The sequence below is a fragment of the Peribacillus sp. NPDC006672 genome (assembly GCF_050274955.1).
Classification (GTDB): Bacteria; Bacillota; Bacilli; order Bacillales; family DSM-1321; genus Peribacillus.
Genome location: NZ_JBNNOR010000007.1, coordinates 23,077 through 36,256, shown reverse-complemented (window position 1 = coordinate 36,256; position 13,180 = coordinate 23,077). Strand labels below are relative to the sequence as shown.

The window sequence follows — 13,180 nt, the reverse complement described above, 5'->3', positions numbered from 1 at the left end:
TACGGGTTTGATTGTAAGCGATTTCAAAAGGGGTGGGGAGAACTTATGGATCTATATTTATTAGGAATCACGCTGATAGCAATCGTAATTGTTATTTTGGGGGTATCATGGTGGAAATGGCATGCATTCATAAGTTTGACTGTAGCCAGTTTATTTTTAGCAGTTTTTTCTGGACTGCCTATGGACAAGATTGTAGGGGCTTATGAAACGGGTGTCGGTGCTGTCCTTGGTCACCTTATTGGAATATTGGCCTTAGGGACCATCTTAGGAAAGATGATGTCCGACTCAGGAGCCGGTATGCAGGTAGCTGACTTTTTCATTCATAAATTCGGCGTGAAGAACCTGCCATGGGCCATGCTTTTATCTGGTTTCATCATCGGTATTCCAGTATTTTTTGAAGTTGGTTTAGTAATATTGCTGCCTTTGGTCATTTCCATCCGAAAAACTACCAAAGTGAACATCTTGTTAATAGGAATTCCAGTACTTGCTGGCTTATCAATCGTACATGGGTTGGTACCTCCGCATCCGGGAGCCATGACAGCTATAGGGATCTATAATGCAAATATGGGACACGTACTTCTGTACTCACTCATCATTGCATTCCCGACTGCTGTAATTGCCGGACCTTTATTCGCAAAATGGATTCATAAACGGGTTATACCCGTTGGAGAACCGGAATTAATCCGTGTGGAAACAAAGTCAAGTGGATTACCAGGGACTGGTGTTTCCTTCTTCATCATCCTTTTGCCTGTTTTGTTAATGGTTTTAACTGTAGTGGCACCTTTTCTGCCGCTACGGGGTTCCCTTGAAAAATTCTTGGTGTTTATCGGCAGTCCAGTGATTGCCCTATTAATCTCCTGTTTTGCTGCTTACTATTTCCTGGGCTACAGACAGGGAATGGACAAATCGCTAATTAAAAAGTTAACGGAAGAATGTTTATTGCCATTAGCCTCCATAATACTAATTATCGGTGCGGGTGGCGGGTTCAAGCAAATTTTGATTGATAGTGGCGTAGGGACCGCAATTGCTTCCATGTCTGAAGAAATATCATTATCACCAATCGTCCTTGCATTCCTGGTGGCTGGATTGATTCGGATTGCCACAGGTTCTGCAACAGTCGCTTTGACTACGGCAGCAGGAATTGTTTCACCGGTGGTTGCAAATATGACGGGTGTAAATCTAGAATTACTTGTTATTGCAACTGGGGCAGGCTCACTTATGTTTTCCCATGTTAATGACGCCGGTTTCTGGTTAGTAAAAGAATATATGGGATTAACCGTAAAAGAAACGTTCAAAACATGGACAGTCATGGAAACCTTACTTTCTTTCGTGGCATTCGGTCTGGTTTTAATTTTGGATATATTCATATAGTCAACAAAGGAATTTCTGCGATTGCTGAATAATTAGTCTTTACCTCCGTAATATGTCCTGGGGTGATATATTACGGAGGCTTTTATTTATGGAAAACATTCGGGATAGGGATCTAGTCTTTCTAAGTAAATGAAAAGGGTTGAATATAGCTGACTAAGCCCCTAAAGATAGGCCGATGCAACAGGGCAGAAATAAAATTCAAATCTTGATTCGAAAATGTGTCAGAAGTGTTCTTTTCATCCAGAAGATGTTTGTTTTGCTCCTCGAAGATATAATTCCTGACAGAGACTCCTATATTGAAAGATTGACAGCTTCCCGTTTACATATTCCTTCTGAATATAATCCAATAATTCATTGGCATGATTGGGCTTTTGACGTTTTTCCTGAATATAATGGAGTATTAAAACTTCTATATTCACACACTCACCTTACTTGACAAGTATTTTTAACATTAACAATATAACATGGGTTACCGAGCAATTGTCATTTTTTGAATATTTTAACTATCGACATTTTTATACAAAGTGAATATATAAATTATGCTCTCCTCATTCTGAGTTAACTTTTTTAAAAAATGCTGTTTTCCAACTCTTGCTGACTAACAGAGATAATTAGGAATAACTAAATGAAGTTATATACATATTATAGGATATGTTCGATCACTCAGAATTGTTTTCAAGTATAACTCCATAATAATATCCAATAAAAGGGTGGGTCCACTTTAATAGAGATCCGCTATTTTAAGAAGTTTGAACTAGTGATCCATGTAAAAAAAGTAAGAACGGGGCATGGCTTTGCTGCATGCTCCTTTTGTTCGCGATATGTTCTAGTAGTGATGCCTAAATGATAAAGCCGGTGGTAGTGAGCAGGACTTTCTTGGAAATAAAACGGTTTTATGCTTTAGTTGTGGAGGACCAGGTAAGCAATGGATCCAGGAATGGTACACTTACTAATGGAATTTGAATAAGTGAAGCTATTTTTAGGATGGATGGTGGATGGCAGCCATATTAAGATTCTGGGACATTTAAAAAAATTAGATTCGTGGATTCGCAGAAGAATAGGATTTGATCAAGGAACAATGAAAGATCCCGAGGGACAAGAGTAAAAGGACTATCTAGTAGCTACAATGAGTAATAGAAGGGATAATAGTACATGACTCATAGTCCGCTCAAGAAAAAACCCTTGATAATTCAAGGGTTGGATAAAATGTTGGTCATGATTGCAAGGAGCTTACGCTTCATACTTGGATCTTTTGTGCAGGCAAAGGTGATAAATGCAGTGCTGCCGCTTCTCTTTTAATGGAGAATATATACGCTCCCAAACCTAAGATGGCTGCAAAAATCAGCATGGCAATCGATGTACTGAAGTCCCCGCCAGACAAGTCTCGAAGCCACCCCATGATATAGCTTGAAAAGCCGCCCATAATGTTCGTGAATCCAATTAGACCAGCAGCCCGTCCTGCCGTTTCAGGTGTTGAGTATTTTACCATGAGCATATTACTTAAATGGAACACACCGCCTTGACATCCCATTGCAAGTCCCATACATAGCCCGGCCATAATAGGGTCGGGGATGAAGACCGCTACAGTTAAAAAGACAGCAGTCAATGAAAATAGAATCGAGGCCATCAAACTTGGACGCTTGGTTTTGTCCGCCAGAAAACCGCATGCCAAGACAAATCCTAAAGCAAATAGCCAGGAAAGCGAAGTAATGCTTGACATCCCTTCCTTTTCGAATCCTTTTGCTTCAATTAGATAGGTAGGGAGCCAAATGCTGATTCCGAAGAAAAGGAAGGAGCATACGAGCATACCGAACCATACAATCCAGAAACGATAATCCTGAACGAAACTTTTTTTCTCGGAAGGGGGAATTTCTTTCTCTTCATCATCCGATTGGCGAATGAAGGCCAATTCATCCTTACTTAAACGGGGGTGCTCCTCTGGTGTATTCCTAGTCATAAAGATGAACATCGGGATATTAATAAATAAGTTGAAGGCCGCAAGCATAAAAAAAGCTGCTTGCCAGTGGAGTAAAGATATCACGAGCACCAAAACAATGGCTCCAGTTGCCGGACCTAAATAGTTTCCGGAAATCCATGATGCCTGGGCCCTCCCCAATTCGCGTTTATTAAACCAGTTAGAAATGAATTTTCCGGAAACTGGAATCATCATCCCTTCGCCAAAACCAAGAATGATCCTGCTTATTAAAAACATTTCATATGAATTTGCTAAGCCTGACATAATCATGGTAAGTGTCCATACGAATAATCCGGCGATGGCTGTTTTTCGGGCACCTAATTTATCAATGATGAAGCCCCAAAAAAGATTTGAAACTCCATAAGCTATGGTGAATACAAAGGAAAGAAGACCGATCTTTGCATTTTTGTCATCGCCTGTCATTCCGAGTGCATTCAAGAATTCTGGATCTGTTTGAATGATGGAAATGCCAACCTTATCAATTTGTCCGAAAAACCAAAAGAAAAAAATTGGAACGGCAATATACAACCATCTTTTTTGCCCATTTAACATAATACCATCTCCTTGTCGCTTTTTAGCATTGCTTAAAAACACTTACCTTTTAGGTGGACTAAGGTTTTCCTTTAAATAGGCACTAGTTTCGATTTCCCCATTTACGAGCTGCACCCCGCCTTTCTTTAAAATACTGAGAGATAGATAAGTTATTGGTAATGTTTTGCAAGGAAAACAAAGTTTCACTTTATTAACGATAAAATAAATAGAATTGATTGTCAATTTAATATTTTGATAATTTTGTATTTTTAGAATAAATGGATATATTTCCGTTTTTTATGTTTAAAATCAAACTCTATTGGCATTACACTTTTTGCGTTGTGGGGAATCATACAAGCTGAATGGCCTCTATTTAGGACTTAAAAGGGGAAGTGGATTTGATCTTTTGTGTCAAAAAAAGTAATTAATATCAAATTATTAAAAATTCCGACTTATTGATATTGAATTTAAAATCAGGAAAATCTATAATTCATTTATATTGTTTTGTATATGAAATACTTATTACGGAAAATATCAAAAGATTAAAATTCTTTATTTGTTCTTATTTGCGCATTTGGATATATTGGGTTGATCGATATGTCTTCGATCATAGCGTATTATTCTATCAATATGCCAATTAAGTTAGGTCTTCCAAATAGTTTTAAATGTGTAATTATGCTTTAATTGACAAATAAACACTTAAATTTTTATTCATTAAGAGAAAAGGATTGTGAGGTTGAAAAGGATGCCAATTAGCCAATTAAAAGAATTTTCGATTCATTATCTGGAATCGGGAGAAGGAAAAGCGCTTGTTATCCTGCATGGTTTGGGAAATAATTCTCAATCATGGAGAAAACAGCTCTGTCAGATGAATGAAGAATTTAGGGTAATTGCCTGGGATGCGCCAGGGTACGGTGAAAGTTCCGATCCAAAAGAGGAATTTCAAGATTTTTCTCAGTTTGCAGATGTATTGAAAGAATTCCTTGAGAGTCTTGGTTTGCAATCGGTATACCTGCTCGGTCATTCGATGGGCTCGGCTATCGCACTCGATTTTACTAGCCGTTTTCCGGAGATGGTCGAGGCGCTGATCATATCTGATGCAACTCGTGGGGCAGCTGGTGTTAGCCAGGAAGAGAATAAACGGAAACTTCAGAATAGATTGCACTCTATCGATGCGTTAAATCCAGGTGAACTGGCAAAGAAAAGGGTCAAAGCACTAATGTCTCCAAATGCTTCTATTGAGTTAGTTAAGGAAGCAGAACGCATCATGTCGCAAGTGCGCCCGGCTGGATATCGGTCTGTTTCCTTCTCTTTATCAAATTTAAACCAAATGGACATCCTTTCTTCTATATCCGTTCCGACCTTGGTCATATGCGGTGAACTGGATCAGGTCACACCGGTTAGTGAATCCAGAATTTTTCATGAATTGATTCCTAATTCCGAATTTGCCATCGTACCGAATACCGGCCATTTATGTTATCAGGAAGATCCAGGGATGTTCAATAAATATGTTACGGATTTTTTACAGAGACAACAGGTAGGGCAAAATTGAAGTATGTATGAAAAAATATACATCAACTAAATTTGCAGGAAAAGATGTAGTACATATGCTGCAAGTTTCTTTTAGGTAAAAGGTGAGGTGAAGAAAGCTTATTAAAATGGTTTATAGCTCTTAGAGAAATGAGAATTACAACGGGGGGAATACTCGAATGGCAAGCGAAGAAAAAGATAAAGAGAAATATAGTGCTAATTCATTGGTAAGAGGGTTGGAAATCATTAAGCTCTTTAATGAATTACAGCCGAGTTTGTCCCTTTCAGAAATTGCAAAACAACTTGGAGTAAGCAGAACGGTGCCATATCGTTTATTATTCACATTACAAAGTATTGGTTATCTGTCTCAGGATGAGCATACCAAACGTTATAGTTTAACGCCAAAGGTTCTTGAATTGGGCTTCAGCTATTTGAATAGTTTGAAATTCCAGGAAATAGTCCAACCTTATATGGAGACCCTGCGTGATGAAATCGGAGCCTCCTGCCATCTGTCCATTTTGGATGGATTGGAAGTTGTTTATGTTGGCAGTGCCCCGATCAGAGGGGTGTCTGCTGTCAATGTGAACATAGGTTTGCGGCTGCCAGCACATGCTTTGGCCAATGGAAAATTACTTTTGGCGTATCAACCGAAAGAAATGCTCATGCAAATGTTCAAAATCTCAAACCTCACTCCTTATACAGACAAAACACTTACCGCGCCGGGTGAGTTTCAAAAACAGTTGGAATCGATTCGGCAAAATGGTTATTCGATGACAAGCGGGGAATTCCACCCTGGAATCCGTTCTGTTGCCGCTCCGATTTTTGACCGGACTGGAAAAGTATTGGCAGCCTTGAATGTCGTTGCAACAGAGTCGGCTTATCAGGAAGATTTCATCGATAAAATTGCCTTGCCGAAACTGCTGGAGGTTGCTCGGCAGTTATCCCTTTATATGGGATATAGTGGGGTTAAGCCGTTTCAACATGAAGATGTGTGAACATGCTTGAGTGCGAATCTAATAAACGAAAGTGTGGATATCCCAAGTCTGGGGTGTCCGCACTTTTTTGCGTTAATAAAAAGAAATATTTGGTTAAATCGTTCACAAGTTATCGTAAAAGAATAAATTGTTCGGATTATAAAAATAGTTTCAAATATTCTAAAAATTAATTGACAATGAAAGGGTTTCATTTTAGAATTAATTCATAGATGAAACACTGTTTTGCTTATGAAACATAATGTGATTTAGAAACAACAAATAAGGGAGGATTTTAAAAATGACAAAAGAAATTTTTTCAGTGAAAGATTTTGAAAAAAAATATGTTGCCCGATTGAAAGACCGTACGCTTGATTGGGATGTCTTGAAGTTCCAAGAAGAAATCAATCCAACTTATAGACGTGCACAGATGAGATATATAGGACGAGGTGCTACTGCAAATAACGATACAAATGTAATTGCAGGTGAACATTTCACTCTTAGTACAATGGTCCTGCCGCCGGGATGCATTGGACCTTTGCATCTTCACGATGATGTTGAAGAAGTGTTTTTCATTCTTGAGGGTGAAGTCACTGCGTTAATTCAAGAGGATAGCTACAGCGAAGTGCATGAAATTAAACTAAGTCCGAGAGACTGCATCAGCAGTCCGCCAGGGGTTTATCGGGGAATAAGGAATGACGGGGATGTTGAGGCGCGCATGCTCGTGATGCTAGGGGCAGTGAAGCCTAACTTGCCAACATATCCTGAAGGTAGTGAACTGGAAGAACTGCGTAAACAACGCTCAAAAGAAAGAGAAGCCATCATTAAAGACTGATCATTTAGCCGAAAAGGGCACCTGCATTATGGAAATTAATGAGGCGCCCTTTTCGATTAGATTGTTAAATGTGGTCAATGCAAATCTTCTAAAAAGCAATCTAATTTATGGGAGGTATAAAAAAGATGCTTGGGATTACTCATTTACGGCATATTAGCATGATTACTCCGAATTTCGACGATCAAGCAAAATTTTATGAAAAGGTTTGGGGCCTGGATAGAGTGGATACTCCGGAAGAGAAGAATACCGTTTATTTTCGGGGTGCAGGACCGGAACATCATATTTTAAGCCTTCATAAGGGAGAAAAACGTGGTTTGCATCATATATCTTTCGGCATGGTCGATAAAAATGCAGTGGATCGTGCAGCGGGGATATTACAATCGAAGGGCGTTCGAATTATTGAACCACCTGGCTATTTGGATGAAGCAGGTGCTGGTTATGGATTGCGGTTTATTGATCCGGAAAACCGTGTGATTGAGCTTTCGGCTTGGGTTGAAGTTCAAACGTCAATTTGGAACAAGAAAAATGTTGATCCAGTGAAACTGAATCATGTTGTAATGAATACCAAGAACTTAGATATGATCGTTGAGTTTTATACAGATGTACTTGGTTTTAAAGTTACCGATTGGAGTGAGCATCAAATGTCATTTCTGCGATGCAACAGGAAGCATCACTCCATTGCCTTCAATCAAGATGAACATGCATCAGTCAATCATATCGCATACGAAGTCGATTCCGTGGATGAACTGATGCGCGGCATAAGCAATGTGCGAAAAGCGGGACTGTCAGAACTTTGGGGACCTGGACGTCATGGACCCGGAGACAATATTTTCTGTTATTTTCAAGACCCAGGCGGTTTTGTTATGGAGTATACCTGTTATTTGGAAACGATTGAAGATGAATCGGAGTGGAGAGCACGTGTATGGAAACGGGTACCACATTTAATGGATCAATGGGGGATTGCAGGGCCGCCGAAACCGGAAGCCCGCAAAGCAATGGGAGGAGATCCTGATCCGGGCTGGGTGAATTCTGTTATAGATGATTCAATAATGGCCGAGAAATGAGAGGGGTTTCCATTTCCTTCATTTCTACTTGCACTAAATGTAATGGTTACAGTGAGAGTTAGCTTCTTGTTTTTTGAAGGACTGTACTTAAGGAAAATGGTTTTAAAGGAGTGACGAGATGGATTTAGGATTGCAAGGTAAAGTGGCTGTCATTATGGGAGGCACGTCGGGTGTAGGATTAAAAACAGCAGAAATGTTTTTAGCTGAAGGAGCGAAAGTGGCTATATGCGGCAGAAGCAAAGAGCGAATGGAAAGTGCACAAAGTCAACTTTTCTCATTTGGTGAGAAGGAAGATATTTTTGCATCAACCTGTGATGTCACCTCAAAAACGGATGTGGATTCTTTCATTAATGGTACGGCTGAGAGGTTTGGCGGGATCGATATATTGGTGAATGCAGCCGGTCAAAGCGTTATGGGTCACTTTTTTGACATTACGGATGACCAGTGGGATGAACAGATTCAATTAAAGTTCTTTGCCATTATATATGCCGTTCGTTCTTCGCACCCTCATTTAGTGAAAAGGGGAGGGGGGCGGATTATTAATATTAATGCAACACTTGCTAAAGAACCTGAACGTCACATGGTAGCGACTGCAGCAGCTAGGGCTGGTCTCCTTAACTTAAGCAAAACCCTGTCCCAGGAACTGGCCTATGACAACATACTGGTGAATTCAGTGAGTCTTGGATTGATCAGGACAGATCAATGGGAGCGAAGAAGATTGAAAAATGCTCCTGATATGGACCCGGAAGAATATTACAGGGACCTTGCGAAAAAACGGAATATCCCTCTCGGCCGTGTAGGGGAAGCGGAAGAAGTGGCCAGTGTTATTGTTTTTCTTGCTTCAGACAAAGCAAGTTATGTTGCGGGTTCGACGATTGAGACGGCAGGAGCGATCGGAAAGGCACTTTAAATATATTAAAAGGTAGGATAACGCGATGAAAATACAAGAAGAAATAGAGTTTACGACCGCCGATTCCATCGTAAAGGAGCTTGTTCAAGCAGGAGTGGAAGCTGCTTTCGGGATTGTCAGTATTCACAATATGCCCATCTATGATGCCATTCTTAGAGAGGGGAGCATTAAACTCATTTGTTCACGCGGTGAGAGCGGTGCCGTAAATATGGCTGATGGATATGCACGTGCTACTGGGAAATTGGGTGTAGTGATTACCAGTACCGGAACAGGGGCAGGAAATGCTGCTGGTTCATTAGTGGAAGCTTGGGCAGCTGGTGTCCCCCTTCTTCATCTTACCGGTGAGGTCGCTTCTTCTTATCTTGGTACAGGCAAAGGATACATACATGAGTGTAAAGACCAGCTCTCAATGATGAGCGGAGCTTGTAAAAATGCAGTGAGGCTTAGGAACCCTGCCCAATCTGCAGCAGTTGTAAGAAAGGCGATCCAAGAAGCTTTAACTGCACCAATGGGACCGGTCACATTGGAAGTTCCGATTGACTATCAATCGGCAATCATAGAAGATCTTTCACTCGAGGATCTACGAGTTTCGGCGTCTGAAACAAATTCAAAGCCATTTATTCCCGAACAAGCCGTGCAAAAAATGATTGGAGCACGCCGTCCTGTGATATGGGCCGGGGGTGGAGTCATAAGTGCCAATGCTTCGCACGAACTGCAAAAATTGGCGGAAATCCTTGGTGCAGCAGTGATAACCAGTCAGTCAGGAAAAGGTTCGATCCCAGAAAGTCATGAACAATGCATAGGACATTTTGCGGCCTATGAAACTACAAAAGAGTTTTTGAGAAATGCGGATTTATTGATTAGCGTAGGTGTAAGATTTAGGGGGAACGAAACATCCAACTGGAAAGTACCTGTTCCAGAAGAACATATAGCGATAGATGCAGATTGGCAGGCAATTAACCGCAACTACAAAGCCACGCTAGGTTTGGTTGGCGATGCAAAAGATATGCTAGCTGGCATCATTCAAAAGCTCGAAGAAAATTCAGTGAATGCTGAACCTTCTTACTTACAAGAAGTTCTTTCGCTTAGAAATGAAGTGCGCGCTCAACTCCGGGAAACGCTTGGACCTTATGAGAAATTTTTAGATGGCATGAGGGAGATATTACCTGACGATACCATTTTAGTTCGTGATGTAACTGTGCAGGCAAACGTATGGGGCAGCCGTTTATTCGAAATCTGTGAACCGAGAACCTCCATTCATGCATCTGGGGGCGGAATTGGTCAAGGTCTTCCAACAGCAATCGGTGCCCAGATGGGGTGCCAAGATAAAACCGTCGTTCTTATGGCTGGAGACGGAGGCTTTATGGTGAATGTCGGGGAGATGGTTACGGCTGCCGAAGAAAACTTACCAATTATCATCGTATTGTTTGATGACTCAGGTTATGGGGTTCTGCGCAATATTCAAACAGCCGCATATGGCCGGCAGGTTGCAGTGGATTTATTGAGTCCCGATTTTGTAAAACTGGCGGAGTCCATGCATTTCGATGCAGTACGGATTGGTTCTGGAGATGAATTCATATCCGAATTGAAAAAGGCAAAAGAAAGACGTAAACCCTCCATGATCGTTGTTGATATGGAAGCTGTGGGACCAATGGCAAAGCCATTTGGTGGGCCACCAGGAGCAGCGGAAGCATTTAAGCCCAAAAAACTATAAGGAGGGATTGAGGATGATTTCGACATACCCATTTGTTTCAGGTAAATACCTTGTTAATGGAGAATGGTTGGAAGTGACGGAAAAAGTCGATGTAATAAATCCGGCAAACTCATCGGAAGTAGTTGGCCAGGTGGCAAAATGCTCTGGGGAAATCGTGAATGAAGCGATTGAAGCGGCAGAAAATGCTTTTGAAAGATGGTCTCGTTCTGATGTCAGGGATCGGGCTAACCGGATGAACTCAGCGGCAGAAGAACTTTCAAAAATAATCGAGGAAAATGTTACAGTGTTTGTACGTGAAAATGGCAAAACACTAGTTGAAGCTAAAAAGGATTTACTTCGATGTGTTGAAGTCATGAAGGGCTGCGCAACAGAGTTACTTGATTGGTGGAAGCCTGAAGTGCGTCAAGGAAATCAAAAAGTGCAAATCCGAAGAAGGGCAAGAGGCGTCACTGCAATTATCACTCCGTGGAATTCTCCGATGATATTAACATTCAAAAGGGTCATACCTGCTGTCTTGGCAGGCAATGCAGTTGTAGTGAAACCTGCAACGAATTGCCCGTTAACGATAATGACCTATTTAAAAGTAGTTGCTGAACATTTTCCACCAGGAGTCATCAATATAGTCTCAGGATCAGGAAAAGCAATCGGCGATACGCTTTGTTCCGATTCCCGTGTCCGGACAGTGGCGTTTGTCGGTAGTACTGAAACCGGAAAAAATATCATGCAGGAATCAGCTGGAAATCTACAAAAAGTATATATGGAACTTGGCGGCAATGACCCTGCCATTATTTTGGAAGACGCCACTATGGATGAAGCGGCAATCAAACGTTTGAGGATGGGGATTTTACGAGCTGCAGGTCAGGTGTGTTCTGCTGTTAAACGAGTGTACGTCCAAGAATCACGTTTTGATGAGGTTGTTGAAAAGCTGACCAAAGAATTTAGCCGGATGGTAGTTGGTGATGGCATTCAGCCTGACGTAACGATGGGGCCATTGAACAATAAAGCACAGTATGACTTTGTGAATGGCTTGATCGAACGTACAGCTAGGTCTGGAGCAAACATAATCACTACTGGCATTCAACATAATCCTGAAGCTTGGGATACAGGTTATTATATGCTTCCTTCTATTATTACTGATGTCAATCAGCAGAGCGAAGTGGTTCGGGTGGAACAATTCGGACCTGTCATTCCCATCCTACCTTTCAATGATATTGAAGAGGCTGTGAAATTAGCGAATGATAGTGAGTTTGCCTTGCGTGCATCTGTTTGGACCGAGAATGAAGAGATAGCTATTGAAATGGCAGATCGACTCGAAGCTGGTGCGGTTTTCCATAATAATCATACCGTTTTCAGTGACTTGGCTCTCGACTTCCCTGGATTAAAAGAAAGTGGTGTTTCCCGGGAAACAAGACATTGCGGGCTGGAATTCTTTGCGGACTCATACGGGTTTGCTAATTGAGGAAGGATGAATCTACATGAAGTTAGGCTTAATCGGATGCGGCAATATCGGGAAATTTCTGCTTCAGGCAATAAATAACGACGGGCTTCTTCCAGGTGGGAAAATCGTTTCGGTTTATGCCCGCCGTCAAGAAATCGCAGCTCAACTAGCTGAAGAATTCAGGACACAACCATTTAATGATGTTGATGAACTACTTAAATCGGATGTAGATTTAGTCATAGAGGCTGCAACGATTGAAGCTGCTGAAGAGTACGCATTGAAAGTGCTTAAAAGCGGGAAAAATCTCTTACTAAGCAGCATAGGCGTGATGGCCAATGCTGCCTTTGAAGAACAATCAAACCTGATTTGCAAAAATGAAAATGTGAATATTTTCCTTCCTTCTGGTGCGATTGGAGGACTTGATGTACTTAAATCAGCAAAAGCGGTGAATGGCCTTGAATCTGTTTGCATCACCACGAGAAAACCGCCAAACGCATTACCTGCAGGTTCTTCAATGGAAGAAGAAACGGTTTTATTCGAAGGGTCGGCTGCAGAAGCGATCAAGCAGTTTCCGAGAAACATTAATGTTGCGATTGTACTGTCTTTGGCTGGTCTGGGATCTGAAAAGACAAAAGTGAAAATCATTGCCGATCCAAGTGTACTGAAAAACATTCATCTAATCGAAGCGTCAGGCTCGTTCGGGAAACTCAAACTCGAAGTGGAAAATGATCCGATGCCAAATAATCCGAAAACGAGCTATCTAGCCGCATTAAGTGTTTTGGCTACTCTGCAAAACAAGGAAAAGAGTGTTCAAATCGGATAATGAATTATGAGGTCAATT

The 13,180-nt window shown here is 41.2% G+C and carries 11 protein-coding genes; 9 read left to right on the top strand and 2 right to left on the bottom strand.

Annotation, left to right across the window (positions count from 1 at the left end):
• Positions 1-45: 45 nt before the first annotated feature.
• Positions 46-1,371 carry a gluconate:H+ symporter gene (locus ACQKKK_RS12840; RefSeq protein WP_427616540.1) on the top strand — a complete coding sequence of 442 codons (1,326 nt, stop codon included), beginning with the start codon at positions 46-48 and terminating at the stop codon, positions 1,369-1,371.
• A 236-nt stretch (positions 1,372-1,607) separates the two neighbouring features.
• On the opposite strand, the gene yppF is transcribed toward ACQKKK_RS12840, so the two are convergent.
• Positions 1,608-1,790 (bottom strand): YppF family protein, encoded by a 183-nt coding sequence (yppF, locus tag ACQKKK_RS12835; RefSeq protein ID WP_061463025.1) that lies wholly within the window; start codon positions 1,788-1,790, stop codon positions 1,608-1,610.
• 818 nt (positions 1,791-2,608) lie between these two features.
• Positions 2,609-3,898 carry an MFS transporter gene (locus ACQKKK_RS12830; protein ID WP_427616539.1) on the bottom strand — a complete coding sequence of 430 codons (1,290 nt, stop codon included), beginning with the start codon at positions 3,896-3,898 and terminating at the stop codon, positions 2,609-2,611.
• A 724-nt stretch (positions 3,899-4,622) separates the two neighbouring features.
• Between ACQKKK_RS12830 and ACQKKK_RS12825 the strand changes: the two genes are divergently transcribed.
• The 8 genes from ACQKKK_RS12825 (at position 4,623) to nadX (ending at position 13,162) form a co-directional block, all read left to right on the top strand.
• Complete coding sequence (locus tag ACQKKK_RS12825) at positions 4,623-5,429, top strand: alpha/beta fold hydrolase (protein ID WP_427616538.1); 807 nt, start codon at positions 4,623-4,625, stop codon at positions 5,427-5,429.
• A 157-nt stretch (positions 5,430-5,586) separates the two neighbouring features.
• Positions 5,587-6,402 (top strand): IclR family transcriptional regulator, encoded by an 816-nt coding sequence (locus tag ACQKKK_RS12820; RefSeq protein WP_427616537.1) that lies wholly within the window; start codon positions 5,587-5,589, stop codon positions 6,400-6,402.
• A gap of 277 nt (positions 6,403-6,679) precedes the next feature.
• Positions 6,680-7,213 (top strand): cupin domain-containing protein, encoded by a 534-nt coding sequence (locus tag ACQKKK_RS12815; protein ID WP_427616536.1) that lies wholly within the window; start codon positions 6,680-6,682, stop codon positions 7,211-7,213.
• A gap of 125 nt (positions 7,214-7,338) precedes the next feature.
• Entirely contained in the window at positions 7,339-8,277 is a 939-nt protein-coding gene (locus tag ACQKKK_RS12810; RefSeq protein ID WP_427616535.1) for a VOC family protein, read from the top strand.
• 118 nt (positions 8,278-8,395) lie between these two features.
• Complete coding sequence (locus ACQKKK_RS12805) at positions 8,396-9,187, top strand: SDR family oxidoreductase (RefSeq protein ID WP_427616534.1); 792 nt, start codon at positions 8,396-8,398, stop codon at positions 9,185-9,187.
• 25 nt (positions 9,188-9,212) lie between these two features.
• Positions 9,213-10,901 (top strand): thiamine pyrophosphate-binding protein, encoded by a 1,689-nt coding sequence (locus ACQKKK_RS12800; RefSeq protein ID WP_427616533.1) that lies wholly within the window; start codon positions 9,213-9,215, stop codon positions 10,899-10,901.
• Positions 10,902-10,914: 13 nt separating this feature from the next.
• The gene (locus tag ACQKKK_RS12795; protein WP_427616532.1) at positions 10,915-12,360 is read left to right on the top strand and encodes an aldehyde dehydrogenase family protein; all 1,446 of its coding nucleotides are present in this window, start codon (positions 10,915-10,917) and stop codon (positions 12,358-12,360) included.
• Positions 12,361-12,376: 16 nt separating this feature from the next.
• The gene (gene nadX, locus ACQKKK_RS12790) at positions 12,377-13,162 is read left to right on the top strand and encodes an aspartate dehydrogenase (protein WP_427616531.1); all 786 of its coding nucleotides are present in this window, start codon (positions 12,377-12,379) and stop codon (positions 13,160-13,162) included.
• The last annotated feature ends 18 nt before the right edge of the window (positions 13,163-13,180 follow it).